The sequence below is a fragment of the Streptomyces justiciae genome, from assembly GCF_015163075.1.
GTDB classification, from domain to species: Bacteria; Actinomycetota; Actinomycetes; order Streptomycetales; family Streptomycetaceae; genus Streptomyces; species Streptomyces justiciae.
This window is the reverse complement of the sequence record NZ_JADDXU010000004.1, coordinates 168,088-194,719: the sequence shown is the minus strand read 5'-3', so window position 1 is coordinate 194,719 and position 26,632 is coordinate 168,088. Positions and strand designations below refer to the sequence as shown.

Below are 26,632 nucleotides of genomic sequence, written 5' to 3'. Positions count from 1 at the left end.
CACGTCACCTCCGGGTCGCCGTACGGCTGACCCACAGATTGATCAGGACGGCGCCGAGCAGCATCACGCCCAGGAAGGCCTTGAACCAGTCCGGGTTCCACCCGGCGTACACGATGCCCTGCTGCACCATGCCGAACATGAACGCCCCGAACACCGGACCGATCGCGGAGCCGGCACCACCGGTGAGCAGACAGCCGCCGATGACGGCCGCGGAGATGTAGATCAGCTCCTGCCCGACGCCTTCACCCGACTGCACGGTGTTGAAGGAGAACAGGTTGTGCATCCCGACGAACCAGGCGCCGAACCCGACCAGCATGAACAGCGAGATCTTCGTGAAGGTCACCGGCACACCGACGGCCCGCGCCGACTCCTTGTTGCCGCCCACCGCGAAGATCCAGTTGCCGTACTTCGTGCGCAGCAACACCCACGTCGCCAGCGCCGCGAACACCAGCCAGTACACGATCGTGATCTTGACCTGCACGCCGCCGACCTCGAACGACGACGCGAAGACCTTCTTCGCCTGGTCGAAGCCGTCCATGTCACTGATGTCATCGGTGGCCACGTTGCCGGTCACGAGCTTCGTCACCGCCAGGTTCACGCCCTGGAGGATCAGGAAGCTGCCCAGGGTGATGAGGAAGCTCGGCAGCCCGGTCTTGACGACCAGCCAGCCGTTGAGGAACCCGATCGCCAGCGAGACGAGGAGTGCGAGCAGCACGCCCATCCACACGTTCATGGACAGCTGGTAGGCCAGCATGCTCGCGGTCAGCGCGGAGGTGATCACCGCGACACCCGACGAGAGGTCGAACTCGCCGCCGACCATCAGCAGCGCGACCGGCAGGGCCATGATCCCGATGGTCGACGACTGGTAGAGGACGTTCGCCATCGAGCTGCCGTCGCGCACCGGCGGCGCGGAGACCAGGAAGAACACGTAGACGGCGACGGCACCGAGGAAGACACCGACCTCGGGGCGGGCCAACAGCCGCAGCGCCAGCGGGCGTTGCGCGGTCCGGCCGTCGGTCTCCTTCGGGCCGGGGGCCGGCGGTGCGGTCACCGCCGGCTCGGCATGCTGGGTCACACTCATCACCGGGTGCCCTTCGCGGCGAACTTGGCGACGTCGTCCGCGTTGTCCTTGGTGATGAAGGCCGGGCCGGTCAGCACGGGCGCGGTGCCGCCGCCGCTGAAGTTGCCGTTGTTCTTGTAGAGCCACAGCGAGTCGACCGCCAAGTAGCCCTGGAGGTACGGCTGCTGGTCGACGGCGAACTGGACGGTCCCGCTCTGGACCGCCTTCACCAGCTCCTTGTTGAGGTCGAAGGTCGCGATCTTCGCCTTGCTGCTCGCGTCGGACACCGACTGCACCGCGGTGAGGGCGATGGGCGCGCCGAGGGTGACGACCTCGTCGATGGAGGAGTCCTGCTTGAGCTTGGCGGTGATGGTCGACTTCACCGACGGCATGTCGGTGCCGTTGACGTAGAGGATGTCGGTGTCGCCGCTGAAGCCCTTCTTCAGACCGGCGCAGCGGGCCTCCAGGGCGACCTGGCCCTGCTCCTGGACGACGCAGAGGGCGTGTTTGGCGCCCAGTTGGTTCAGCCGCTCGCCGAAGGCCTGGCCGGCGATGTTCTCGTCCTGGCCGAAGTACTCGAGCATGCCGAGCCTCTTCCAGTCGCTGACGCCGGAGTTGAAGCCGACGACCGGGATGCCGGCCGCCTTGGCCTTGGCGACGACGTCCTTCATGGCGTCGGGCTTGGCGGCGGTCAGGGCGATGCCGTCGACCTTCTGGTCGATGGCGTTCTGGACGAGGTTGGCCTGGGCGCCCGCGCTCGGGTCGGACGAGTAGACCAGCTTGATGTTGTCCTTGGCGGCGGCGGCCTCGGCACCCTTGCGGATCAGGTCCCAGAAGGTGTCGCCCGGGGAGGCGTGGGTGATCATGGCCACCGTCATGCGCGGGGTGGTGGCCTTGCCCGCGGAGGCCGCCGCGTCGCCTTCCTCGGACTTCTTGCCGCCGGAGCTGCTGGAGCAGCCCGTGGCGAACAGGGCGCCGACGAGAACCGTGGCGGTCAGAGCGGCGGCTCGGTGGTGTCTGTGCATGTCCCTTGCACCTCACTGTGCTGGTCAGGGTGGGAATGGGGGCTTCGGCTCGAAAAAGCAGGGGCCGACCCGCGGGAGCGGGTGAGCGGTGTTGGAACGCCGGGTGCGGCGGAAAAAGGACGCTGTCCGTGGCAGCCATGGGTGTGCGCCTCGGTGGAGCTACGAGCTACTAGAGCGCGTTACTAGTGCGCGCTAGTGGCTCGTACTATGAAACGCCCCAAGGGTGATGTCAATAGGTTTGTCAGGACGTCTCAACAAAGCGGTCCACCGGGGTGTGGGAAACACCAGGTCCGCGTGCGCATACGGTGAGCACAGCTTCGTGATGTGCGCGAGAAGGAGACAGGATGAGCGGGCGGCGGCCGACGGGGTCCGGCGGGTTCGTGAAGGTGTGCGGGCTCACCCAGGAGCAGCAGATCGACTGGGCCATCGAGCTGGGCTACGACGCCATCGGGGTCGTGGTGACCCCCAAGAGCAAGCGGTACTGCCCGCCCGAGCGGGCCGTGGCGCTCGCCGACCACGCCCGGGGACGGATTCCCACGTTCGCGGTGGCGCTGACCCATGAGGAGACGCAGGCCGTCGCCGAGCACTTCGACACGATCCAGGTCTACGAGATGGTCGACATCCCCCATCTCGCCCTCGCCTCCGGTACGCCGCCCGAGCACCCGGAGGCCCTGGAGTACTTCTTCTACGACGCCAGCACGGGCAGCGGTGTCTTCGCGGACATCCCCGAGTGGGTCAAGGACGTTCCCGGCCGGGTCGTGATCGCCGGGGGCCTCGACGAGCACAACGTGGCGGGCGTGATCGAGGCGTTCGCCCCCTACGGGGTGGACGTCTCCAGCAGCGTCGAGACCGCGCCGGGCGTCAAGAGCCGGGAGAAGATGGCCGCCTTCATCGCCGCGGCCCGCTCACACTGACCGGGCGCGCCCCAGCAGGGTGAGCAGGGGCCCCACCGGCAGTCCATGGCGGGTGTGCCCCTCCGGGCCCGTGGTCGTGGTGGCCGTCAGCAAGGAGTTGAGGACGGCCTCCTCCACGGCGTCGAGCACGGCGACGAAGACAGGGTCGAGCCGGTCGTCGGGCAGCACGGTCGGACCGGCGGGCTCGCCGAGGGGACGGGTGCCGAAGGCGAGGCCGTAGTCGCCGCTGCCGTGCCCGTACCCGGCGCCGACGCGGGCCAGCGCGTAGACCGCGCGTCGGGCCACCCGGGTCAGCTGGCGGGCGTCGAGCGGCGCGTCGGTGGCGGCCACGACCATGCACGAGCCGCGGTCGGGGCCGATGTCCGGGTCGGGCAGACCGACGTCGACGGGGGTGATCGTACGGCCCGAAATCCTGAGCGTGCCACCGAAGTTAGCCTGCACCAGCACCCCCACCGTCGCCTCCCGGCCGCTCAGCACGAGCCGTCGCGACGAGGTGCCGACACCGGCCTTGAACCCGAGCGCGGTCGTCCCGGTACCCGCCCCCACGCACCCTTCGGCCATCGGCCCGTCGGACGCGCCCTCCAACGCGGACCGGACGTGCTCCTCGCGCACCGGGCGGGAACGGATGTCGGACAGCAGCCCGTCGTTGCACTCCCCCACGACCGGGTTCAGGCTCCGCACGCCCTCGTTGCCCGGCCGTTCCAGCATCCAGCCGACCAGGGCGTCGGCGACGCGGAACGCGGAGAGGGTCGAGGTGAGCAGCACCGGCGTCTCCAGCGCGCCGAGTTCGGCCAGCTGCGTGCTGCCCAGCAGCTTGCAGTACCCGTTGCCCACGAACACCCCTGCGGGCAGCGGGCGTTGCGGGCTGATCCCGTCCGGCACGATCGCGGTGACGCCGCTGTGCACCCGCGGCGGGTCGATCAGCGTGGTGTGGCCGACCCGGACGCCTGGGACATCGGTGAGCGCGTTGTGCGGCCCCGTGGGCAGGTCACCGACGCCGAGGCCGATGTCCCGGGCCCGAGGAGCGGAGGCGGAGAGACGGGGGTCGGGTGCGCTCATGATCGGCACCCTACGCGAGCACGATTCCCGCCGGTTCGGCTACGCCTTCTCGAGCTGGTCCGCCAGATCGGACAGGCCGTCGGCGTACAGGTCGAAGCGGTCCTCGGGGGTGGGCGGGTCGCCGACCGGGCGGGCGACGTAGGCGGTGCGCAGGCCGAGGCGCTGGGCCCCGCGCAGGTCCCAGGCGTGGGCGGCGACCATCAGCAGCCGCTCCGGTGGCCGGCCGGAGACGGTGACGGCCAGTCGGTAGACCGCGGGGTCCGGCTTGAAGGTCCTGGCCTCCTCGGCGGACAAGGCCTGGTGCCAGCGCAGTCCGGCGTGGGCGTTGAGTTCCAGCAAGGCCGTACGGCTCGCGTTGGACAGGCCGATCAGCGGGAACCGCTCGGCGAGCCGGGCGAGGCCCGCCACGGTGTCGGGCCACGGCGGGAGCCGACGAGCCGACTCGGCGAGCCCGGCGGCGGCCCCGGCGGCGTCGGCGACCAGCAGCGCCGCTTCCCGGTCGATGACCTCGCTGGTGGCATAAGGCCTCGCCCCGTCGACCACGCGGCGCTGCTCGTGCTCGACGTGCCGCTGCCACAGCGTGAGGAGTTCCTCGACCCTGGTGTCGTCGAGTGAGGCATCGAGTGCGCGGATGCCGGCGCGGAGTCCCGCCGGTTCGTCGACGAGGGTGCCGAGCACGTCGAACACGACGGCGTCGATCTCCAGCTCTGCCATGGGCGGGGCCTCCCGGAGGGGTCACGGTGACGGGCGGCGCAGGCACCGGTGAGTGCCCGCGCCGCCCGGTGTCCGGCTCACCGTCGGGCGACGCCGATGGTGATGATGCCGGCCAGCTTCGGGCTGGTGGCGTTGTCGTAAACGACCTCGCCGCCCGCCTTCTTCCAGATCTTGATCCGGAACGTGTCCGCGGTGGCCGTGACCCGGAATCCGTAGCCGCTGCCGCCGTTGACCGTGCCCGACCCCTGGTAGACCGCCTGGTCGCCGGTGACCACAAGCCAGTCGGAGCCGGTCGAGCGGAACTTCAGCTTGGCCGGGCCGAAGTCGAGCGACGCCCATCCCGTGGGGACGGTGGCTCCCTTCTCGTACAGGGCCACGAAGGAGAAGGCGGCCTTGCCGGTCAGGTCCGGGCGGGCGGGGTAGGCGCCGGCCGGGGACGTGAAGACACCGGTGCCGAAGGCGGGTCCGGCCAAGCGGTCGTAGACGATCAGCTCGGGGAGGGTCGTGCCGTCCGAGGCGCCGTCGTCGTCGGTGACCGTGATGACCGGGCGGCGGATGCCGGCCTTGGTGTAGGTGTGCTCGGCCCGGCAGCCTGTCGCGGTGACCTTGCCGGCCTGCGGTGCGGTGCCGTCCTTCCAGTCGACCTTGCAGGTGTGGGTGTCGGAGGTGCCGGGGTCGGTGAAGGCGGCCGTGACGACGGCGGTCCTGCCCACCGACAGCGCGGACTTGGGTCCGGTGGCGGAGGTGATGGCCGGTGCCGCGTTGGCGACCTTCACGGTGGCCGTGTCGCTGCTGCGGCCGCCGGTCAGGGTGACGGTGTAGGTGCCGTCGTCGGTGCAGGTGACGGTGGTGTGCGCCGCCTCGGGGTCGGCGAAGGTGCAGGGTGCCCCGTCCTCGACCGTCCACTTCGGGCTGCCCGCCCCCGACAGGGTGCCGTTCAGCGCGAGCGCTTCGCCTTCGATGCCCTCGGCGTTCGGACCGGCGTGCACGATGGTGACCGGGTCGATGCTGGTGAGCGTCGGCACGACCTTCTTTATCAGGCCGTCCGCGTCGAACTCCAGCTTGTCCACGGTGGTTTCACGGTGCGTGCCGTCTCCGCCGGGGATGGCGAACCGGTGGTAGGCGATGTACCAGTCGTCCGTGTTGGGGACATGGACGACGGAGTGGTGGCCAGGACCCTTGATGCCGAGCGAGAGGTCCTTCTCCAGGATCACTCCGCGCTTGGTCCACGGGCCGGTGGGCGAGGAGCCGGTGGCGTAGGCGACCCGGTAGTTCTCGTCCCGGGTGTCGTTCTCCGACCACATGAAGTAGTAGGTGCCCTTGCGCTTGATGACGAAGGAGCCCTCGTTGTACCCGCTGGGGGTGATGTCCTTCATCTTCGCGGTGTCGATCGAGACCATGTCGGCGTTCAGTGGCGCGACGTAGGCATGGCCGTTGCCCCAGTAGAGGTACGACGTGCCGTCGTCGTCCGTGAACACGGCCGGGTCGATCATCTGGCCGCTGAACTGGCCCGCCTTCAGCAGAGGTTGACCGAGGGCGTCCTTGAACGGGCCGGTCGGCGAGTCGGACACCGCGACACCGATGTTGGCGTCGGCGCAGAAGTAGAAGTAGTACTTGCCGTCCTTCTCGGCGATGGTCGGCGCCCAGGCGCGGCTGTCCGCCCAGGAGACGTCGGGACCGAGGTCGAGGATGACGCCGTGGTCCTTCCAGTGGACCAGGTCGGTGGAGGAGTAGGCCTTGAACTGCGTGCCGCTCCAGCCGTCGAAGCCGTCGGTGGTCGGGTAGAGGTAGAAGGTGTCGCCGAAGCGGACGATGTTCGGGTCGGCGTTGAGACCGGGCAGGACCGGGCTCTTCATGATGAGCGCCGAGACCGTCCAGGTGCGCTTCTTGCCGTCGGAGCCGGTCACTTCGTACGTCACCGGCTTGGTGAAGTCCTGGACGCTGCCGGAGGCGGGGCTGATCGCGGCGCCGTGGGCGAGGGTGAACTCCGGTGCCAGCGAGGTGAGATCGGCGCCTTCCTTCAGCGGGAGCGTGATCTTGCTGTCAGCGTTGTCGATGATCGCGTCGACCTTCAGGTCGGTCTGCGTGGCCTTGGCGATGCCTGCGGTGTTGCCGCTGAGCTCCATGACCTCCGCGGCCGTCAGGGCCCGGTCGTAGATGCGGAAGTCGTCGACCTCGCCGCCGAAGTAGGGGTCGGCCGAGTAGAGGGAGCGGCCGATGTAGCCGCTGTAGTCCTTGTTGGCGTCGTACAGTTCGGACGGCTTGATGCCGGTCGTGGTGCGGGCTGCCTCGATGCCGTCGACGTAGAGGACCATGATCCCGGTCGAGCCGTCCAACGTCACCGTGACATGCCGCCACTCACCGGGTGTGAGCTGCGAGCCGGCCGTCAGCTTCGACTCGGCGGACCAACTCGCCTTGGTGATGGCCGAGTAGAGGCTGGAGCCGCCGTTGGACGGCGTGGCGAACAGGTACTTGTTGCTGTCGGGGCCGAGCCCGAAGAGCCACTGGAAGCTCGCGCCGCCCTGCCACTTGGCGTACGTCGAGACGGTCACGCTGTCGGCGTTCTTCAGCACCCCGTTGGGGATCTTCACGTACGGGGACGTGGCCGAGTCGCCGGACATCTTGAACGAGCCGCCGTCCACTCCGGTGCCGAAGGCGGGAGTTCGGGCGTAGGTGCCGTGGTAGCCGTGGCCGCTGGCGTCGCGGGCGATGTTGCCGCCGGTCTCGTCGAAGTCGTACTCCAGGAGCAGGTCCGCCGGGACGTCCGGACCCTCCGCCGAGACGGTGACCTCGGCCTGGACCGGTAGTGCGGCGCCGTCGGGCAGGCTGCCGGTGACCGTGAAGGTGCCGGGCTGCGCGTACTTCGACTCGGGGACGTCCTCCCAGTCGACGGCGACGGGGCGCTTGACGCCGTCGGCGTAGGTGGCGATGACGGTGGCCGGCAGGACCGGGGCCTCACCGGTCCGGGTCTTGACCTGGATGTCCTCGACGCTCTCCACCAGCTGGTCGGGCTGGTAGGCGCGCAGCAGCCGGTCGTACTCGGCCTGGGTGACCGGCAGGACCGTGCCGTGGCGTGGCTTGGCCGGCAGGTCGTAGTCGGTGGCCGGGGTCCAGACGCCGGAGTCGAGGTCGGTGGTCTCGAAGGGGATGTAGCCGCGGCCGCCGAACTCGTCGAGGAACGCGTACCACTTCTCCTCGGTGTTCGACTTGAACACCAGCGGCCCCTCGGCGGCGCTCATCGCGCCCTTGCCGATGCCCTCGGCGACCGGGGTCCACGAACCGAGGATCGAGTCGCTCTTCTCCTCGAAGATGAACTTGCTGTTGGGGGTGGAGGAGGTGTTGTTCCGCTCGTCCTTCGACAGGCGGTAGTAGGTGCCGTTGCGCTGGATCATCGTGGAGTCGATGACCGAGTAGCCGCGGTCGATCCAGACCTTGGGCTCGCTGAAGGTGTAGAAGTCGCGGGTGGTCGCGTACATCATGCGGTTGTACGTGTCGCCGGAGTGCGCGTCGTTGTCGTACAGCTTCGACGCCCAGAAGACCACGTACTCGCCGCGCTCGGCGTCGTAGAAGGCCTCCGGCGCCCAGGTGTTGCCGGCGCTGTCCGGGGAGACCTTCACCAGGCGCTGGTTGGTCCAGTGGACGAGGTCGGTGGACTCCCAGACCATGATGGACTTGCTGCCGCTGCGCTGGGCGGCGTCCCAGTCGCCGTTGCCGTAGATCCGCAGGTCGGTGGCGATCTGGTAGAACTTGTCGCCCTCCGGGGAGCGGATGATGAACGGGTCGCGCAGGCCCTTCTCGCCGAGCGTGGAGGTCAGGACCGGCTTGCCGTCATTCAACTCCCGCCACTTCAGCGGGTTGTTGCCCTTGCTGAGGGCCGCGTAGAGCTGTTCGCCGTCCGAGGTGCCCTCGCCGGTGAAGTAGCTGAACATGTAGCCCTTGAGGGCTTCCTGCTTGGGGAGTTCGGGGACCTTCGCGGTGAAGGTGCGGGTCGTGGCCGCGTCGCCCTTGGTGACGGTGGCGATCAGTTCGACGGTGGTGGCGCCGTCGCCGTGCGCGGGACGGTGGACGACTCCGTCGTCGGTGATGACGTCCGAACTCGCCGAGGCCCAGGCCACCTTGGTGCCGTAGTCGCCGTCCGCGGGGAGCGTGAGGCTGCCGCGGACGTCGTCGAGGTTGTGGACGGTCAGCGCCTGCGCGGCCTGCTCGGTGGCGGTCTTGTCGTCGAAGGCGGGCAGGACCGTGACGTCGAAGGTCCGGGTGTCGGTCACCGTGCCCTTCTTCAGGGTCGCGGTGAGCGTCGCGTGGGCGTTGGGTTCACCGGCGGCGGGGCGGGTCACCTTGCCGGTGTCGGAGACGGCGGCGGTGTTGTCGCTGGCCCAGCTGATCGTGGAGCCGCCCGCCGTACCGGTCTTCGGCAGGTCCAGGTCGGCGGTGACGGCGCTGGTGTCGCCGAGGTCGAGGGCCGCCTTGTCGTCGGCGACGCCCTGGGTGGCCACGGGGAGCGAGAGCTGCTCGACCTCGGAGGCGTCCAGGGCACGGTCGTAGACCCGGAAGTCGCGGATGCGGCCCTTGAAGAGCTTGTCGCCCGAGTAGACGGACTTGCCTATGTAGTTGGCGGTGGTGGTGCCGGAGCCGATGGCGCCCGGGGTGATGGTGACCGCGGTGTTGCGGCCGACCTCGACGCCGTCCTCGTACAGCACACCGGTCGAGCCGGTCTGGGTGTAGGTGAGGTGCTTCCACACCGCACGGGTCAGGTTGTGCGAGTCGGCGGGCTTGGTGGTCTGCTCCGTCGACCAGTTGCCGGTCGCGATCGAGGTGCGCAGGGAGTTGCCGGTGGTGAAGAGGTAGCCGTTGCCGCTGCTGCCGCTGGAGTTGCCGAAGCCGTAGATGAAGTACGGCGTGGACTGCGTCGAGTCGATCAGCACGTCCGTCGAGACGGTGATCGAACTCATGCCCTTCAGGACGTCGTTCGGCACCTTGACGTAGGTGTCGGAGCCGTTGAAGGCGAGACCCTGGCCGGTGCCCGACCAGTCGGCGGTGCCGCTGACCGTGCCGTCGCGGCCGTTGCCGGAGGCATCGGTGACGGTGCTGCCGGAGGCGCTGTCGAGCTTGTACCAGAGGGCGAGTCCGTCGGTGATGTCAGCGGTTTCAGCGGCGGTCGCGGAGGTCACCGGAGCGGCGAGGCCGAGGAACAGTGACACGGCGGTCAGGCCCGCGAGGCGGCCCGCCCAGCGTCTCGCGCGGGGGCGCGGACGTGCGAGGTGCGTCATGTGGGGTTTCCCTGCTGAGGCATGGCTGACGGAGGAGGGGAGGGCAAGCAGGAGTCAGCCGGGAACGGGCGCCTCGGCCAAGGGCGCCCTGACGTTTCGGCTGGGTGACGTCGTGTTGCGAGAGTGTCAAACGGGTTGTGGGGCAGCGTCAAGAGGTTTCGAACAATGTCCGACTGGTCGAACAGGCAGCTCCGAGGGTGCTCAACGGCGGGAGCGCCGAGGCGCGTTGGCGCGGGCCCCGCAGAGCCCGCGCCCTGGACACTCAGCCCACCGCGCGCTTCACCAGCGCACCGATCCGTTCCTCCACCTCGGCCGTCACCTCGGTCAGGGCGAACCCGGCCGCCCACATCGGACCGTCGTCCAGCTTCGCGAGGTCACTGAACCCGAGGGTCGCGTACCGCGCCTTGAACTTCTCCGCGCTCTGGAAGAAGCAGACGACCTTGCCGTCCAGGGCGTAGGCCGGCATGCCGTACCAGAGCTTGGGCGCGAGGACGGGGGCGGCGGCCGTGACGGCGGCGTGGACACGTTCGGCCATCACCCGGTCCGAGTCCCGCATCTCGGCGATCTTCGCGAGCACGTCGCGCTCGGCCTCCGCCGCCTTGTCCGCGTTCGAGCGGCGCCGCGCGGCGGTCTTCATCTCCCGCGCGTGGTCCTTCATCGCGGCCCGCTCCTCGGCCGTGAACCCCTCGTAGGCGCCGTCTTCAGTACTGGCCATGGCGCATCTCCCCCTGTTGGACCTTGCTGCCCCGGATTTCGGGAGGGGGACTTTATCCCGGTTGCCTTGCACGGTGAACCCTGTGCGCCAGCGGTCAGCCCTGACTCCCGCGGCGCAGTTCCGCCGAGAGATGGTGCTGCAACGGCTGTCCGACCGCCGCGAGATCGTGCACGAACGTGAGCGTGTCGCCGCCGGTCAGCGTGTAGCGGCGCCGGGTGGCCTCGACCTCCTTGGCCGTCGGCGTCAGGGCCACCTCATGGGTGGACAGGTCGACGCTGCCCTCCTCGGCACGCCCTACGGCGATCTCCGCGATGCCGGTGGGCTGGGTGATCAGCGCCTCCACCCTGCCGTCCGGCTGGAGCCGCCACCAGCCGCTCTCACGGGCCGCCGGGCGCAGCGGCGTGTCGTCCGCGTCGATCAGCCACGCCCGGGCCTCGTAGCGGAGGAAGGGGCGGCCGTCGTGGCTGAACGTGACCTCCTGCGCGTAGGCGAAGTCCGCGTCCAGGGTCGGGTATCCCCCGCGGCCCCGGCCGCGCCAGGTGCCCAGCAGGCCGAGCACGGGCTTGAGCAGGGCGTGCGGTGCGGGTACGTCGTCCGGCCCGTGGGCTTCGCCGTACGGGTACTCCGGTGCGGGTCGGGACACGTCTGTGCTCCTCAAAGTCGGGCCGATCGCGCCAAAGCCTAAGCCGCGCCCGCCCGCACAACTTCATTTCCGCAGCCGGTAATTCACTCGCCCGGCCGGAAGCCGAGCCAATAGGCTCCGCCCGCGCACCTGGGACGCGACACACGACCGCGAGGGGAACCCCATGGAAACGCCCGGCTCACCCACCGACCGCTTCGGCCTGCTGCTCGACCAGTTCGACCGCGCCCGGGAGATGGCCGAGGTGCGGCTCATCGGTCTCAGCGACGAGGAGTACCTGTGGGAGCCCGTACCCGACTGCTGGTCGCTGCGGCGCCGCGGCGAGGCGGTGACGCCCAGGGCGTTCGGGCCCGGTGACTGGGTGCTCGATCTGGGCGCGCCGGACATCCCCGCGAACGAGTACGAGGAGGTCGGCCGGCAGGTCGCCTCCGGCATGTCCGTCGAGAAGATCGCCGAGGACTGGAGCGTCAGCGTGGCGCGGGTCCAGGAGATCCTCGACCACACCGGGCCGCTGGAGCCCGACAAGACGCCGGTCACCACCATCGCGTGGCGGCTCGGGCATCTGCATTTCGAGTTCGCGGGCGCGTGGGAGTGGGCCTTCGGCGAGCGGCGGCAGGATCCGAAGCAGATGGTCGACTTCTCGCCCTCGGCCGCCGTGACCCTGGAGCGGTTCTGGCCGGTGATCGACCGCTGGCGCGACAGCGTGGGCCGGATGACCGAGGAGCAGCTCGACACGGTCGGATTCTCCCAGTACCCGTACGGCTCCGACGCGGACGAGCCGTACATCGGCGTGCTGTCGGGGGCCAACCTCGAGTTCATCCACCACATGGCCGAGATCGCGCTGCTGCGGGACCTGTGGCGGGCACGCTTCTGACCGGAGCCGGACAGCTGGGGAAATGCCGTGGAGCCGCAGCTCGGGGGCGTGTTAGCGTCCCCACGCCGGCCGCGGGACTTCGGTGCGACTTCCGGAACCCGCCTGTACAGCGATGATTCGCAGCTCGTGCCCCCATTCCCCGGCCGGCATCCAGCGACAAGGGGGGCAGGGAAGAGGCATGGAGTCGTACGGGGATCTCGTCGCGGCCGACGACGTGCTGCTCTTCGTCAACGCGGCGATCACCGCGACCGGGCAGCGCGAGTTCCACGCCGACGCGGGCACGCAGCGGCTCTCGCTCGACTTCCTGCACGCGTACATGCTCGGCAATTACCGCGATCTGTACGCGGGTGTGCTGGCGCTGGACATCAATGACCACAATGCCGCGCTGATCGTGCGCCGGCTGCTGGAGACGTCCGCCGAGGCCACCGTGGAGCAGCGCCGCAGCGAGGGCCGGCTGATCGCGGGGCGGCTGGCACTGCTGCCGCCCCAGCGGGTCTACGGGCTCTTCCGCGCGCTACGCCGCGCCGGGGTGAACAACCGCCGTACCCGCGCGCTGCTGCGCGACTGGCTGGCCGCCCGCCCCGATCTGGCCTTCGACGCGGTCAAGTACCGCAGCGGCCTCAAGCAGGCCCTGCGGCACGCGCATCTCGCCCCGGGGGACGGTGAGTTGGGTACGTTCCTGTTCGCCCCGCTGAGCCGCGCCCACTACGACACCCCGATCCTGGAGACCTGGCGCCGGGCGCACTACGAGCAGGCGGCGGTGTACGAGCTGCCGTACACCGTCGCCGAGGGTTTCGCGGCCAAGCACGGCATTCCGCGTGCCGTCTTCCTGGAGCGGATCGCGCCCCGGATGACCCGCCTGGAGGCGCTGCGGCTCCAGGAGACGGCCGAGCGGCGCGGGGTCGCGGAGGCGGTCGCGGTCGACCTTGCCCGGATGCCGCTCACCCGGCTGGCCGGCTATGTGCTGTCCCTGCCGGTCGCGGAGCGGGTCGAGCGGCGCGAGGAACTCACCGGCGCGCTGCGTGCGGCCGCCGCGCGCGTGGCGGGCGTGCACCGCGGGACGTGGGGCCGGGTCACCGCCGTACTGGACGACAGCTTCTCCTCCTACGGCTCGGGCGTGAAGCGGCGCCGGCCGCTGGCGGTCGCCGTCGCCTGCCACTACCTGCTGGAGGCGCTCGCCGACCGGTATGCCGGGCTGTGGACGTCCGGCCGCCGTGAGGCGCTGCTCGCGCATCCCGTGGGTCCGACGCCGCTGGGCGAGCGGATTCTCGACGCGCTGGAGACGGCCCCGGACCGGCTGGTGATCGTCTCCGACGGCTGGGACAACGCCCCGCCCGGGCTCGCCGCCGAGGTGCTCCGCGTCTGGCGCACCCGTATCGACCCGGAGCGCCGCACCAGCGTGGTCCACCTCAACCCGGTCTACGACGCCGACGACTTCGACGTACGACGGCTCGCCCCGAGCGTGCCGACGGCGGGCGTGCGGGACGCGGAGGATCTGCCGGCGCTCGTCGAGATCGCGCAGTTCGCCGAGGGGCGGACCGGGCTCGCCGAGCTGACGGCGTATCTGGACGCCCGCGCGGAGCGGCTGCTCGCCGCGCCGGGGCAGCGGACCGCGGCCGGAGGTGCGCGATGACGTCGTACAGCGAGACCCATGCCCCCTCCGGCCTGTTCGACGGGCTGCGGACGCGGCCCTCGCAGGTGTGGGGTGCGGTGCGGCTGGTGCCGCTGGTGCGGGCCGAGCCCGTGGAGGATCTGCGACTGCATCCGCGCATCCACCCCGGGCCCGGCGTGGTCGACCTGGGGCGGAAAGGCAGTTACTGCTCCTACATCCCGCACAGCTTCGTCGCCGAGTGGACCGGGGACGGTACCCCGGCCGCCGCCTACGGCACACAGCTGGCCGAGGGCCCGGCGGAGCAGGGATCGGTGGCGGCGGTACGGCTGCACTTCCATCGCCGGATGGCCCGTCAGGAGGGCCGCCGGCGGCTGCGGTTCCTGCCGCTGCATCTCGCGCTGGAGGGCTATCTCGCGCTGCACTTCGGCGGTCCCACCATCGCGTGGGAGGAGTGGTCTCGGCAGGCTCTGAGCCAGGGGCTGTCGCCCCGCGTCGAGGCCGCCTACCTGGGGCTCCAGGTGCCGGGGCTCGCCGATGCGCTGAGCGTCTTCGAGATCCACCCCGGCCAGTGCGGTGTCCTCGTCTACCTGGCCGACGCGCTGGCCGCCGCGTTCGTGGTGCCGCATCCCGAGGACTACCGGACGCTGCATCCGACGCTCGTCCAGGACCTGTACGGCGATCTGGTGCACCACTACGCGACGCTGATGCCGCCGGTGCCGGACTTCCGGGCGCGCATCGCCGACACCGGCATCCGCTCGCTGGGGGAGCTGCGGGCGGCCGCGGCCGAACAGACGGACCGGTGGGAGGAGTTCCACGACACGACCATGGCGGCCGGGCTCGTGGAGCAGGAGAGCAACTGGCAGCGGGTCCGGCGGATGGGTCGCTTCACCCTCTCGCGCTTCCTGCCCGAGTTCCGTCCCAAGCAGGACAACCACATCGGGGAGGCGATCCTCGACGAGCGCGGCCGAACGGTCTACCTCAAGACCTTCCGGCTCTCCGAGAACCAGGTCCGCCGCGGCTTCCTGCTCAGCCGTCTCGCCGCGCACGACTGGCATCTCGCGGACACGGCCACCGAGTTCGGCATCGACGACGCCGCGCTCGCCAAGCGGTTGGAGACGGCCGGCTTCGGTCATCTGCTGCGGCAGCGTCGCTGACGCGGGTCAGGAGGCCCGATTCGCCGGGGCGCGGGTCAGGGCGTGCGGACCGCCGGGCGCGGTTCAGGGCGTGCGATTCGCCGGGGCGGGTCAGGACGTGCAGTTCGCCGGGGCGCGGGTCAGGGCGTGCGATTCGCCGGGGTGCGGACCATGTACACGTCGACCTCGTCCTCGGACTCCAGGACGAACCCGTGCCGCTCGTACAGCCTGCGGGCCGCGCTGCCCTGGAGGACGTTCAGCCTGGTCAGGGCGCCCTCCCGGTCGGGGCGTTCCAGCAGGCTGCGCAGGACGGCCGAGCCGATGCCCTTGCCCTGGAGCTCCGGGACGAGGAGGAAGTGTTCCAGCCAGTAGGCGTCGGCGGCCGGGCGCAGCGCCACGCAGCCGACCAGGGCACCGGCCACCTCGATCGCCGAGGTGTGCTCCGGCTGGTAGGCGTCGCGCAGCCGCTGCCGCACCCGGTGCTCGTCGTACCGCCCGAGCCGCTCCAGGTCCGCCCTCATCACGACGGCACGGATCTCGACGATCTCCTCGAGATCCGCCATCGACGCCGCCCGCAGTTCCCAGTCCGCCATGATCATGATGTTATCGCCAGGGCCGGGCGCCGCCTCACCCGACGGGAGCCGTGCGGATGGCCGCGATGTCGAACTGCAGGCGCACCTTCTCGCTCACCATGGCGCCGCCCTCGGCCAGCCTGGAGCTGTAGTTCAGGCCCCACTCCGTGCGGTCGATCGTCGTGGTGCCGTCGAAACCCGCCCGTTGGTAGCCGAAGGGGTCGGTGACCTGGCCTATGTAGGTGAGTTCGAGGACCACGGGGCGGGTGGTCGCCTTGATGGTGAGGTCGCCGGTCATGCGGTAGACATCGTTGCCAAGCGGTTCCACCGCGGTGCTGGTGAAGCGCATGCGCGGATGGTTCGCCGAGTCGAAGAAGTCGCGGCCCACGAGGTGGGCGTCGCGTTGTTCCACTCCGGTGTCGACGCTGGCCGTGGACACCGTGATCTCGGCCTGCGAACGGGAGGGGTCCCGGCCGTCGAAGTAGAGGCGGCTCTGGTATTCGGCGAAGGCTCCGCGGACCGTGGTCACCATGGCGTGCCGTACGGAGAAGCCGATCCTGCTGTGCGCCGGGTCGATGACCCATTCACCGGTCAGGGCGGCCAGGGCGGGGTCCGGGAGGAGCGCGGTGGGGGCGCCCGGCCGGCCGGTGGGGGGTTGGGGGGTGAGTGTGGGCTCCGTGCGGCGGAACGGAGTACCACGGCTGAACAAATTCATGATTCACCTAATTACTGCACGGGAGTTGGCGAGGCAAGTCCGCATGGATGGTCAACGAAATATCCACAGGTCCCCCATCCAACTCCCCCACGGCGAGGACAACTGACTACGTCTCGTCGATTCCCACGAGCGTACGGACCTCGAAGTCGGCATAGTTTTCCGGCATTTCGGGGCGGGTCAGTACGGACCCCAGCCAACCGAGCAGAAATCCCGCCGGGATGGAGACGAGGCCGGGGTTCTGGAGCGGGAACCAGGCGAAATCCGCCGACGGATACAGCGAGGAAGGGGTCGAGGAGACGACGGGCGAGAACACCACCAGCAGGACGGAGCTGAGGAGTCCCCCGCACAGGCTCAGCAGGGCGCCCTGCGCTGTGAAGTGCCGCCAGAACAGGGTGTAGACGAGGGTCGGCGGGAGGGCGGAGGCGGCGATCGCGAAGGCCAGGAAGGCGAGCGTGGCGGTGTTGGCGCCCCAGGCGATCAGGGCGAGCAGCATGCCGAGGACGCCGATGACGGCCGCCGAGAGCCGCGCCACGGCCAGTTCCTCCGTCTCCTTCGCCTGGCCTTTTCGGATCACCTCGCCGTAGAGGTCGTGGGCGAGGGAGGAGGCCGCGGCCAGGGTGAGGCCGGCTGCGACCGCGAGGAGCGTGACGAAGGCCAGGCAGGACAGAAGCGCGGTGAGCAGGCCGCCGCCGAGGTCCTGCGCCAGGAGCAGGACGGCGGCGTCGCCTTTCCGGTCGGTCTGTGCGATGGCGTCCCTGCCGACGATCGCGGTCGCCCCGAGGCCCAGGACGCCCGCGGCGAGACAGACGAGGCTGACCAGCCCCATGGCCCACACGACCGAGGTCCGCAGGACGGCGACCTGCTTCGGGGCGAGCAGGCGCATCATCACGTGCGGGAGAGCGGCGAGACCGAGCACGATCGCCAACTGGAGGCTGAAGAAGTCCAGTTTGCTGGTGGCGCTGGCACCGTAGCGGAGTCCCGGTTCGAGGAACCGGGTGCCCTCGCCGCTGTGGTCCGCGGCGGCGGCGAGCAGGGCGTCGGGGTTCCAGTCGAAGCGGTGCAGCACCATCACGGCGGTCACGGTGACCCCCGAGATCAGCATCACGGCCTTGACGACCTGGATGAACGTGGCGCCGGGCATGCCTCCGATGGCGGCGTACACGATGACGATCGTGCCGATGACGACCACGCACAAGGTACGGGTGGTGGCGCTGGGTTCGCCGGTGAACTGGGTCAACAGGGCGACACTGCCGACGAGTTGGGCGACCAGGTAGAGGGTGGCGATGGCCAGCGTGCAGACGGCGAGGGCGAGCCGTACCGGCCGCTGCCCGCGCGGCAGGCGCAGCGCGATGGTGTCGCCGAGGGTGAACCGGCCCGCGTTGCGCAGGGGTTCGGCGATGAGCAGCAGGACCATCATCCAGGCGACGGCGGTGCCGCAGAGGTAGAGGAGCCCGTCGTAGCCGGTCAGGGCGACCAGGCCGGTGCTGCCGAGGAGCGTCGCGGCCGACAGGTAGTCCCCGCACATCGCCAGCCCGTTGCGCAGCGGGGACATGGTGCGGTTGCCGAGGTAGAACTCGCCGATCTCGTCACGCTGGGGCGCCGTCAGCAGCGCGGTGAACAGGGTCACGACGACCACGGACAGGAAGAGTATGAGGGTCAGTTGGAGGCTGAAGCGGTCCACGACCGCGGCACCGGTCGTCACCACGAGCGGTACCCCCGGTCGTACGGGGCGGCGGGCGGCTCGGGGTGCGCCGGCCCGCGGCCGCCACCGGTGGCCTCATGGTGCCGGGCGAGGCCGCGCAGGCCGCGGACCACGGGCGTGACCCGCGTGCGCAGGTGGACGAGATAGCGCCACACGATCACGGCCATGAGCACGAACTGCCCGAGTCCCAGGGCCAGTCCGAGCGTCAGGTGGCCGCTCAGGGAGCGGTTCATCAGGCCGGGCGTGAAGCTGGACAACAGAACGTAGAGGAGAAATCCACCGACGGCCGTCGCGGTCGCTTTCACTCCGAATCGTCGATGGGCGTGCCGGAGCGACAGATATGCGGGATCGTGCGCCACTGTCGGTCGCTCGGCCTGCGGGGGCGTGGCCTCGGGATGGGGCGGCGGGCCGCCGAATCCCAGGGAGTGCCGTGACACGGTGCACCTTCTTCGCGGGCTTCGTGGGGGGTTCGTGAATTGTCGAATTCGCGGATTCGAGAGGGGGGACGGGGATTCTCGCAGCGCGTCCGTTGAACTATCAACGGGCCGTACGAGGGGAAATTCGCCCCTGACTCATTCACACACCCGCGTGCCCGAACTCGAAGTGACGCAGCCTGCGCAATGGGCACCCCGCGGAACAGGTCTGCACCTTTCCCTCCGGCCAGGTTGTCTCAAATGCAGTGCACAGGCACCACGGAAGGTCATGCTTCTCCCCCGTTTTGCCCTGCTGTTGGTAACGCGGCGGATCGGAGCCGGACTCGGACATACGTTCCTCTCCGTGAACTCTCAAGCCACCCCCGACAGACCCGTCCGCCGCACGTTCCTGCGGGCCGGGCTGACCGGCGCCGCGGCCCTCGGCACCGGCCTCGCCCTCGGTACCTCCCCCGCCGCCGCGGCCTCCCCCACGACACGCCCTCGCCCCGACACCCCCGACGAGGCACTCCGGGAACTGGCGGCGGGCAATCGCCGCTGGCGCACCTTCCGTGAACAGCACCCCGACGAGACACCGGCCACCCGCCAGGCGCTGGTCTCGGGACAGCACCCCTTCGCGGTCGTCCTCGGCTGCATCGACTCCCGGGTGCCTCCGGAGCTGGTCTTCGACCAGGGACTCGGGGACCTGATGACCGTGCGCAGCGCCGGAGAGGTCCTGGACGAGGCGGTGCTCGGCAGCATCGCGTACGGGGTGCTGGAACTCGGGATACCGCTCGTCCTCGTCCTCGGCCATCAGTCGTGCGGCGCGGTGCGGGCGGCGGTCGAGGCCGAGGAGTCCGGTGCGCAACTGCCCGCGCACATCCAGTACTTGGCCGACCAGATACGACCGAACATAGATCACACCAAGGAAGGCGACGCCCGGATCGACGCGACCATCGACGCCAACGTACGGGCGGTACGCGCGCGTCTGGCGGCGGAGCCCGACCTCGCGGCAAAGGTCGCGGGCGGAGAGCTGGCCGTCGTGGGCGCACGCTACGAGTTGAGCAGTTGGCGCGTGCATCGCCTCGCCGGCTGACGCACGAGGGCGGCCCCGGGCTGGTGTCCCGGGGCCGCCCACCACATCGCGGTTGCCGCTCGTCTCACCTCACGAGGAGAGCCATTCCGCGGCGTTGAGGGCGAGGGCGGCGTTGGTGGCGCCGGAGTCGTTCCAGCCGTCGTAGAGCGTGTTGCCGGACTGGCCCGTGCCGTCATCGATCGGGGAACTGTCGCCCCAGAAGGCGATCTTCCCGCTGCCGAAGGTGCTGGTGGCGAAGAAGGCGCCGGTGTTGCCGGAGTAACCGGTGCGGTAGAGAAGGCCCTTGACGGAGGAGTTGTCGGCGGGCTTGAGGGTGGCCGTCGTACCGCTCGCGATCAGGCTCTTGGTGACGGTGCCGAACGAGCCGTGCAGCACGGGGTTGGTGCTGTCGCTGATCGCGCTCGGGTAGTCGGAGCTGATGCTGAGCGAGTCGATGGAGAAGCCGAACGGGTCGGTGGAGTCGACGCTGTTGTTGGTCATCAGGTCGTTGAGGATCTCGACCGCGTCCTCGCCGTCGTTGTTGCGGTCGGCGCCGGTATGGTCGGAGATCATGAACAGACCGCCGCCGTTCTTCACGAAGTTCATGATCGCCGTCTTCTCGGCGGTCGTGAACAGCGTGTTCGGCTCCGGCAGGACGAGCGTGTCGAAGTTGGACAGATCGGTGGCCGAGGAGCCTCCGTAAGTGAGGCTGGAGCCCGACGGCAGGGTGTCCAGGGAGTAGTCGCCGGTCTGCTGCAGGGCCACGCCCCAGGAGGAGATGGCGCCGGTCCAGTCGGTCTCCGACGACGGTGAGGAGTCCTCGCCCAGCGGGTCGGGCTGGCTGGTGGAGATGATCCAGTCGGCGTTGCCGGCCGTCTCCGCGTGGGCGTTGTCGAACAGGATGCGGTGCGGAGTGGCCGCGGCGGCCGGGGTCACAGTGGCCGCCTGGACGGCGGCTCCCGTGGCCAGCAGGCCGAACACGGTGACGACGGTGGTGAATCTGCGGGGGGATCTGCCCAGGCCGAACATGCGGTGAACCTCCATGAGTGGGGGGACGGGAGGCGATGCGGGTGCCGGATCTTCGCGCGTAGAGCGGGAGTTGGGAGAACCTCCGCTCGACACACGGCTGGACGGTACACACAAGATCCACAGGGGCGGCAGAGCCTGCCGGGGGTTCACGTCGATCTCTTACCCGGCCGGAAGACCGACTGGGGCGTTACTCTCCCGGACATGGCACCAACAGCTCCCTCTCCACGGATCGTCACGCGGCTCGTCGACGGACGTGTCTGCGCGTATGACCTGGCCGTCGACGCCACGGGCGTACTGCCGCCCGTCATGACCTGGCAGCCGTCAGCCGGGGACGATGTCGTGGGGCACACCGCCGGCGCGGACCTGCGGAGGGCCTACTACACGACCCTCAACGCGGTGGTCTGTGTGACACCGGAGGGGGCCGAGGTCTGGCGGTCGGCGTTCGAGCCGCGCTCGGACCAGCGGTACGGGCACCGGCCGAGCTGCGCGCTGTCGACGGACGGCCGGACGCTGTGGGTCTACCGGCCGGACGCGATGGCCGACCGTGGCCCCGACCAGTGGGTGGCCCTGGACGCCGGGACCGGAGCGGTCGTCGCCCAGGCGGAGCTGGAGACGGTGGGGCACGGCGGCGAGCACCTCCTCCACCCTGGAGGCGACGTGGTCCTCCTGGACATCGGAGAGGGGCAGGACGGCTCGGTCATCCACCGCGCGTCCCTGTCCGACGCCGGAATGGATCTCGTCCGCTACCCCTGGAGCGACCGGTGCCTCATCGCCCTGTCGCCGGACGGGCACCACTTCATGACCGTCGACCACGAGCAGGGCGACATCACCCTCCACACCTACCCGGACGGCGAGTCGACGCTCACCCTCTCCGTCGACGCCTTCGGACACGACCCGGACGAGACCTTCGTGGAATGGAGCGGCGGCTACCTGGACCAGGACACCGTCATCGTCACCCTCGGCGGCGAAACGGAGGACGAGGAGGAGTGGTTCCGCCACTACCGCGTCGACACACGCGCCGACCGCACCCCCACGCTCTTCGAGTCACACGCGGAAAACCCCTACGACCTCCACCCCCTCGGAGACGGCACCTGGCTCACGACGGCCCCCTCAGGACACCCGATCCGCTGGGCCGCCTCCTGAATCTCAGGGTTCCGGGTGACTCGCCCGGCAGTCCGTCGTCCGCCAGTAGGCGGAGGCGCATGCTTGCGGTGCGACCGGGATGTCCCCGTGTCTGATCGCTCGCTCGCACCAGTCACAGCTGAGCAGAGCGTCGGCACCGACGTCCCGGAGTCGTTCCACGGCGTCCGAGGCCGCCTCGAACCCGGTCAGGCCGGTGATCTCGCACGGCAGGGACTTGAATCCCGGCTCCTCCACAGGTCTCCCCCGATCGTTCCGACCGCCCCGGCCTGCCGGACCTCGCGCTGATCGGACAGTACTGTGCCGACAACGGGGACTCGACCACGTATGCGAAGAGGTGGACGTATGGCAGGCAAGGCGAAGGGGAAGTTGCCGCGGAAGGTCTATGAGGGTGAACTGCTGCGTCTGCAGACCGAGTTGGTGAAGCTTCAGGAGTGGGTGCGGGCCGAGGGCGCGCGGCTGGTCGTCGTGTTCGAGGGGCGGGACGCGGCCGGCAAGGGCGGCACCATCAAGCGGGTCTCCGAGCATCTCAACCCGCGCGTCGCCCGGATCGCGGCCCTGCCGAAGCCGACCGAGCGCGAGCGGACCCAGTGGTACTTCCAGCGGTACGTCGAGCATCTCCCGGCCGCCGGGGAGATCGTGCTGTTCGACCGGTCCTGGTACAACCGGGCCGGCGTGGAGCATGTGATGGGCTTCTGCACCAAGGAGGAGTACCAGCTGTTCCTGCGTCAGTGCCCGATCTTCGAGCGGATGCTGGTGGAGGACGGCATCCTGCTGCGCAAGTACTGGTTCTCGGTGAGCGACACCGAGCAGCAGGACCGTTTCCGGCGCCGGCTGGAGGACCCGCTGCGCCGCTGGAAGCTGTCGCCGATGGACCTGGAGTCGCTCACCCGCTGGGAGGCGTACTCCCGGGCCAAGGACGAGATGATGGTGCACACCGACGTCGCCGAGGCCCCGTGGTTCGTCGTCGAGAGCGACGACAAGAAGCGGGCCCGGCTGAACATGATCGCCCATCTGCTGGACTCGGTGCCCTACCAGGAGGTGCCGCCGCCGGTGCTGAAGCTGCCGGAGCGCCCGGAGTCCACGGGCTATGTGCGGACACCGCGCGATCTCCAGACGTACGTCCCGGACCACGCGGCAAGCCTCTGACGCCCCGTCGTCACCGGCCGGTGCGCAGAGGTTCGGCGGGGGTGTCGTCCGCCTGCCGGAGTGCGGCGAGCAGTTCGTTCTGGCCGATGAGCAGCTCGGTGAGGATCCGGCGGGCGGCGCGCAGGAGTTCGGCGACGTCGCCGCCGGCGAGCGCGTAGCGGACGGTCGAGCCCTCGCGCATCGACACCACGATCCCGGAGCGGCGCAGCACGGCCAGCTGCTGGGACAGGCTGGACGGCTCGATCTCGATGTCGGCGAGCAGGTCCCGTACGGACACGGGCCCGTGCTGGAGGAGTTCCAGCACCCTGATCCGCACGGGGTGGCCGAGCATGCGGAAGAACTCCGCCTTGACCTGGTAGAGGGGGGCCTGCATGGCTGCTCGCTCCTTGTCGGCTGGGTGGGACCGCGGTGCGACGGCACCTGAGGGGGCACCGCCGCATCACAGGCCGCCCTCGGATGCCGATCCTTCACGCCCCGGGCCGGGCGCGACCACGGATTGGGACCATGCTGATGTGGTGACTTGAAGAAGTCTTCACATGATGGGCAGCGGTGGTCCCGGCCGCGTCGCCCGGGTCAGATCTCGATCGCCTCCTCGACGCGTTTGAGCTGGTGCCGGGCCATGGCCAGGTTCGAGCGGGCCTTGTCGAGGACGAGGTAGAGGAACAGGCCGTTGCCGCTGCGGCCGGTGACCGGCCGGATCAGGTGGTACTGGCTGTCCAGCGTGATCAGCATGTCCTCGATACGGCCCTTGAGCCCGACCTGCTCCATGGTGCGCACCTTGGCCCGGACGACGTCCGTGTTGCCGGCCGCGGCGACCGTCAGGTCCAGGTCCTTGTTCCCGCCCAGGGTGCCCAGCGCCATTCCGCTGGTGTAGTCGACGACCGCGGCTCCCAAGGCCCCCTCGACCCCGGCCATCATCTCCTTCAGCGACACTTCCACACTCGCCACAGTGCCTCCCTTGCGCTCGTTGACTGCGACGGACCGGCGCCGCCGGACCGCCTCGATGCCCCCGGACCGTACGCATGCGGCCGGGCCGCGCGGACCGACTCTCTGGGACTGACCCGTGCGCGCCGGACAACGACCGAACAAGGGCGCGACCGGACCGTTCGATGGACCGGAACTGCCGTGACGGGCCGCGAAGTTGACCCCCGGGCCACCGCGCCCAAGGCCAATCCGGCGTACCGGGAGGCCCGCCCGAGGTCGCCCGCGCGTACCGGGAGGCCCTGCCGCCGTTGGGCCGATCGGCCCTGTGTGCCGTCCCCATGGGGCCCTGGAGCACGCGAGGGGCCGGCGGCGAGGGTGGTGTGTCGCGGGGCCCGTGCCCCGCACTCCCTGTTCCACCTCTTTTCCCGGAGGCTTCATGCTGTCCGCAGAGTCCGCCGCCGTCGTCCGGGCCACGCTGCCCGCCGTGGCCGGAGCCCTCGACGAGATCACCACGCGCTTCTACGGCGCGATGTTCCGCGACCGCCCCGAACTGCTGGACGGGATGTTCAACCGGGGCAACCAGGCCAGCGGGGCCCAGCGCCGGGCGCTGGCCGGATCGATAGCGGGCTTCGCGAGCGCGCTCCTCGCCGACCCCGACACCCGTCCCGACGCGCTGCTGGCACGGATCGCCCACAAGCACACCGCGGTCGGCGTCACCGAGGACCAGTACACGGTCGTCCACAAGTACCTGTTCGCCGCGATCGCCGAGGTGCTCGGCGACGCGGTCACCCCGGAGGTGGCCGCCGCCTGGGACGAGGTGTACTGGCTGATGGCCGGCGCGCTCATCGCCCAGGAGGCCCGCATCTACCTCGAGGCTGGAGTCGTGCCGGGTGAGGTGTGGCGGCCGTGGACGGTCGTCGAGCGGCACGAGGAGACCGCCGACGTCGTCTCCTTCGTCCTGCGTCCGGCCGATGGTGGCCCGGCCCCCGCGGCGAAGGCCGGGCAGTACGTCAGTGTCCGGGCCCTGATGCCGGACGGAGTGCACCAGTTGCGCCAATACAGCCTGTCCGGCGACCCGGGTGGCGAGCTGCGCCGGATCACCGTCAAGCGGGTCGGCGGCGGGGAGGTGTCCACCCTGCTGCACAGCACCGTTCGGGCCGGGGACGAGCTCACCCTGTCCGCGCCCTTCGGTGACGTCGTCCTCGACGAGACGGACACGCCGCTCGTCCTGGTCTCCGCCGGCATCGGCTGCACCCCTATGGTCGGCATGCTCGCCCGGCTCGCCGCCAGCGGCTCCACCCGCAGGGTCCTGACCCTGCACGCGGACGTCTCCCCCGGCACCCACGCCCTGCGCACCGAGACCCGCGCACTCACCGCTCAACTGCCGGACGCCAAGGCCGTGTTCTGGTACGAGCGTTTCGGCGTCGCCGAACCCGACGCCCGCAGCGGCCTGATGGACCTCGACGGGGTCGACGTGCCGGCGGACGCCACCGTCTACCTGTGCGGCCCGCTGCCGTTCATGCGCGCCGTCCGCACCCAACTGCTCGACCGCGGTGTCCCGCCGCGGCACATCCGCTACGAGGTGTTCGGCCCCGACCTGTGGCTGCCGGACGCGTCCTGACACAGCAGCACTCGCCCGCAGACCGGCAGTCCTACAGACAAGGACGACGACCATGCTTCAGCCGTCGCGAGAAGCCCCCGTGTCCGGCCGGGCCTGGCTCATGCTGTCCCTGGCCACGATCGGCTTCGCGGTCAACTTCTGGGCGTGGGCGCTGCTCAGCCCGCTCGCCCCGCGCTTCAAGGACACGCTGGGGCTGACCTCCTTCCAGCAGTCGCTGCTGGTCGCCGTGCCGGTGGTGGTCGGCTCGCTGGGCCGCGTACCGGTCGGCGCGCTCACCGACCGGTACGGCGGGCGGGTGATGTTCCCGCTGGTTTCGGCCGCGACGGTCGTACCGGTGCTGTATCTCGGTCTGGCCGGGCACGACTCCCTGACCGCGCTACTCGTCGGCGGGTTCTTCTTGGGCATCGGCGGAACCGCGTTCGCGGTGGGCGTGCCCTTCGTCAACGCCTGGTTCCCGCCCGAGCGGCGGGGCCTGGCGATCGGCGTCTTCGGGATGGGCATGGGCGGTACGGCGATCAGCGCGCTGACCACGGTCAGGCTGGTGGACGCGCACGGCACCGCGAACCCCTTCCTGCTGACCGCGGGCGTGCTGACACTGTTCGCGGTCGTCTCGGCCGTGGTCCTGCGGGACGCCCCGAACCGCCCGGTGCCCACCGATCCGACGGCCGGGCGGCTCGCCTCGACGCTCCGGCTGGCCGTCACCTGGCAGGCGTCCGCGCTGTACGCGGTGGCCTTCGGCGGCTATGTGGCGTTCTCCGTCTATCTGCCGACGTATCTGAAGAACGGGTACGCGCTGGCGCAGGCCGACGCCGCGAACCGGATGGCCGGGTTCGTGCTGCTCGCGGTGGCGATGCGGCCGATCGGCGGCTGGCTGTCCGACCGGATGGGCCCGGTGCGGGTGCTGGCCGCGGCGCTGACGGTGGTCGTCGGCGGTGCGCTCGCGCAGTCCTTCACTCCGCCGCTCGCGCCGCTCGGCACGCTCGCCTTCCTCGCCATGGCGGCCGCCCTGGGCGCCGGGAGCGGGGCGACTTTCGCCTTCGTGGCCCTGCTGTCCCCGCCGCACCGGACCGGCTCGGTGACCGGCGTCGTGGGGGCCGCGGGCGGCCTCGGCGGGTTCGTGCCGCCACTGGTGATGGGCTCGCTGTACGGCAGCTACGGCTCGTACGGGGTGGGGCTGATGCTGCTGGCGGCGGTGGCGGCCGGTGCGCTGGTCTTCACCGGCACGGGGGTGCGCCGCGCAGTGGCGCCCCGGACCCCGGTGACGAGGTAACTGGGCTGA

General features: G+C 70.2%; 24 protein-coding genes. 9 read left to right on the top strand and 15 right to left on the bottom strand.

Features of this window, described 5'->3' with window-relative positions; translation table 11 throughout:
• Nucleotides 1-4: 4 nt before the first annotated feature.
• Together IQ210_RS13295 and IQ210_RS13290 are read right to left on the bottom strand one after the other, a co-directional pair.
• A complete protein-coding gene (locus IQ210_RS13295; RefSeq protein WP_194079161.1) occupies nt 5-1,081 on the bottom strand; it encodes an ABC transporter permease in 1,077 nt (358 codons plus the stop codon).
• Nucleotides 1,081-2,085 (bottom strand): sugar ABC transporter substrate-binding protein, encoded by a 1,005-nt coding sequence (locus IQ210_RS13290; RefSeq protein ID WP_194079160.1) that lies wholly within the window; start codon nt 2,083-2,085, stop codon nt 1,081-1,083. The genes IQ210_RS13295 and IQ210_RS13290 overlap by 1 nt, the downstream gene beginning before the upstream one ends.
• 344 nt (nt 2,086-2,429) lie before the next feature.
• Between IQ210_RS13290 and IQ210_RS13285 the strand changes: the two genes are divergently transcribed.
• Nucleotides 2,430-2,999: a phosphoribosylanthranilate isomerase gene (locus IQ210_RS13285; RefSeq protein ID WP_194079159.1), complete on the top strand. Its 570-nt coding sequence runs from the start codon at nt 2,430-2,432 to the stop codon at nt 2,997-2,999.
• Here IQ210_RS13285 and IQ210_RS13280 read toward each other — a convergent pair.
• From IQ210_RS13280 to IQ210_RS13260, 5 genes are all read right to left on the bottom strand, one after another.
• Nucleotides 2,991-4,058, bottom strand: coding sequence for a P1 family peptidase (locus tag IQ210_RS13280; RefSeq protein WP_194079158.1), 1,068 nt, complete (start codon nt 4,056-4,058; stop codon nt 2,991-2,993). The genes IQ210_RS13285 and IQ210_RS13280 overlap by 9 nt on opposite strands.
• A gap of 39 nt (nt 4,059-4,097) precedes the next feature.
• Nucleotides 4,098-4,772 carry a haloacid dehalogenase type II gene (locus tag IQ210_RS13275; protein WP_194079157.1) on the bottom strand — a complete coding sequence of 225 codons (675 nt, stop codon included), beginning with the start codon at nt 4,770-4,772 and terminating at the stop codon, nt 4,098-4,100.
• A gap of 77 nt (nt 4,773-4,849) precedes the next feature.
• Nucleotides 4,850-10,042, bottom strand: coding sequence for a family 43 glycosylhydrolase (locus IQ210_RS13270; RefSeq protein ID WP_194079156.1), 5,193 nt, complete (start codon nt 10,040-10,042; stop codon nt 4,850-4,852).
• 262 nt (nt 10,043-10,304) lie between these two features.
• The gene (locus IQ210_RS13265; RefSeq protein ID WP_194079155.1) at nt 10,305-10,757 is read right to left on the bottom strand and encodes an iron chaperone; all 453 of its coding nucleotides are present in this window, start codon (nt 10,755-10,757) and stop codon (nt 10,305-10,307) included.
• 94 nt (nt 10,758-10,851) lie between these two features.
• Nucleotides 10,852-11,400 carry an FABP family protein gene (locus IQ210_RS13260; protein WP_194079154.1) on the bottom strand — a complete coding sequence of 183 codons (549 nt, stop codon included), beginning with the start codon at nt 11,398-11,400 and terminating at the stop codon, nt 10,852-10,854.
• 163 nt (nt 11,401-11,563) lie between these two features.
• On the opposite strand from IQ210_RS13260, the gene IQ210_RS13255 reads away from it, so the two are divergent.
• The 3 genes from IQ210_RS13255 (at nt 11,564) to IQ210_RS13245 (ending at nt 15,037) form a co-directional block, all read left to right on the top strand.
• Nucleotides 11,564-12,271: a DinB family protein gene (locus IQ210_RS13255; RefSeq protein WP_194079153.1), complete on the top strand. Its 708-nt coding sequence runs from the start codon at nt 11,564-11,566 to the stop codon at nt 12,269-12,271.
• A 178-nt stretch (nt 12,272-12,449) separates the two neighbouring features.
• On the top strand, nt 12,450-13,904 hold the full coding sequence (locus IQ210_RS13250; RefSeq protein WP_194079152.1) for a hypothetical protein: 1,455 nt from the start codon (nt 12,450-12,452) through the stop codon (nt 13,902-13,904).
• Nucleotides 13,901-15,037, top strand: a complete 1,137-nt coding sequence (locus IQ210_RS13245) for an ARPP-2 domain-containing protein (RefSeq protein WP_194079151.1) — start codon at nt 13,901-13,903, stop codon at nt 15,035-15,037. Before IQ210_RS13250 ends, IQ210_RS13245 begins: the two co-directional genes overlap by 4 nt.
• 119 nt (nt 15,038-15,156) lie before the next feature.
• Here IQ210_RS13245 and IQ210_RS13240 read toward each other — a convergent pair whose 3' ends face one another.
• The 4 genes from IQ210_RS13240 to IQ210_RS13225 form a co-directional block, all read right to left on the bottom strand.
• Complete coding sequence (locus tag IQ210_RS13240) at nt 15,157-15,609, bottom strand: GNAT family N-acetyltransferase (protein WP_194079150.1); 453 nt, start codon at nt 15,607-15,609, stop codon at nt 15,157-15,159.
• A gap of 34 nt (nt 15,610-15,643) precedes the next feature.
• Entirely contained in the window at nt 15,644-16,303 is a 660-nt protein-coding gene (locus IQ210_RS13235) for a YceI family protein (RefSeq protein ID WP_194079149.1), read from the bottom strand.
• A gap of 106 nt (nt 16,304-16,409) precedes the next feature.
• Nucleotides 16,410-18,008 carry a sodium/solute symporter gene (locus IQ210_RS13230; RefSeq protein WP_194079148.1) on the bottom strand — a complete coding sequence of 533 codons (1,599 nt, stop codon included), beginning with the start codon at nt 18,006-18,008 and terminating at the stop codon, nt 16,410-16,412.
• The gene (locus IQ210_RS13225) at nt 18,002-18,364 is read right to left on the bottom strand and encodes a DUF485 domain-containing protein (RefSeq protein WP_256783488.1); all 363 of its coding nucleotides are present in this window, start codon (nt 18,362-18,364) and stop codon (nt 18,002-18,004) included. The genes IQ210_RS13230 and IQ210_RS13225 overlap by 7 nt, the downstream gene beginning before the upstream one ends.
• 418 nt (nt 18,365-18,782) lie before the next feature.
• On the opposite strand from IQ210_RS13225, the gene IQ210_RS13220 reads away from it, so the two are divergent.
• On the top strand, nt 18,783-19,511 hold the full coding sequence (locus IQ210_RS13220; protein ID WP_322656357.1) for a carbonic anhydrase: 729 nt from the start codon (nt 18,783-18,785) through the stop codon (nt 19,509-19,511).
• A 69-nt stretch (nt 19,512-19,580) separates the two neighbouring features.
• On the opposite strand, the gene IQ210_RS13215 is transcribed toward IQ210_RS13220, so the two are convergent.
• Nucleotides 19,581-20,519, bottom strand: coding sequence for a hydrolase (locus tag IQ210_RS13215; RefSeq protein WP_194079146.1), 939 nt, complete (start codon nt 20,517-20,519; stop codon nt 19,581-19,583).
• Nucleotides 20,520-20,720: 201 nt separating this feature from the next.
• On the opposite strand from IQ210_RS13215, the gene IQ210_RS13210 reads away from it, so the two are divergent.
• Complete coding sequence (locus IQ210_RS13210; protein WP_194079145.1) at nt 20,721-21,662, top strand: hypothetical protein; 942 nt, start codon at nt 20,721-20,723, stop codon at nt 21,660-21,662.
• 3 nt (nt 21,663-21,665) lie between these two features.
• On the opposite strand, the gene IQ210_RS13205 is transcribed toward IQ210_RS13210, so the two are convergent.
• Nucleotides 21,666-21,896, bottom strand: a complete 231-nt coding sequence (locus IQ210_RS13205; RefSeq protein WP_194079144.1) for a hypothetical protein — start codon at nt 21,894-21,896, stop codon at nt 21,666-21,668.
• 108 nt (nt 21,897-22,004) lie between these two features.
• Between IQ210_RS13205 and ppk2 the strand changes: the two genes are divergently transcribed.
• Nucleotides 22,005-22,808, top strand: a complete 804-nt coding sequence (gene ppk2, locus IQ210_RS13200) for a polyphosphate kinase 2 (RefSeq protein ID WP_194079143.1) — start codon at nt 22,005-22,007, stop codon at nt 22,806-22,808.
• Nucleotides 22,809-22,818: 10 nt separating this feature from the next.
• Here ppk2 and IQ210_RS13195 read toward each other — a convergent pair whose 3' ends face one another.
• Both IQ210_RS13195 and IQ210_RS13190 read right to left on the bottom strand, forming a co-directional pair.
• Nucleotides 22,819-23,181, bottom strand: coding sequence for an ArsR/SmtB family transcription factor (locus IQ210_RS13195; RefSeq protein WP_194079142.1), 363 nt, complete (start codon nt 23,179-23,181; stop codon nt 22,819-22,821).
• 200 nt (nt 23,182-23,381) lie between these two features.
• Nucleotides 23,382-23,756 carry a roadblock/LC7 domain-containing protein gene (locus tag IQ210_RS13190; RefSeq protein WP_126269891.1) on the bottom strand — a complete coding sequence of 125 codons (375 nt, stop codon included), beginning with the start codon at nt 23,754-23,756 and terminating at the stop codon, nt 23,382-23,384.
• Between the two features lie 412 nt (nt 23,757-24,168).
• Here IQ210_RS13190 and IQ210_RS13185 point away from each other — a divergent pair, with 412 nt between their 5' ends.
• Nucleotides 24,169-25,353: a globin domain-containing protein gene (locus IQ210_RS13185; RefSeq protein WP_194079141.1), complete on the top strand. Its 1,185-nt coding sequence runs from the start codon at nt 24,169-24,171 to the stop codon at nt 25,351-25,353.
• Nucleotides 25,354-25,405: 52 nt separating this feature from the next.
• Nucleotides 25,406-26,623: an MFS transporter gene (locus IQ210_RS13180; RefSeq protein ID WP_194079140.1), complete on the top strand. Its 1,218-nt coding sequence runs from the start codon at nt 25,406-25,408 to the stop codon at nt 26,621-26,623.
• The last annotated feature ends 9 nt before the right edge of the window (nt 26,624-26,632 follow it).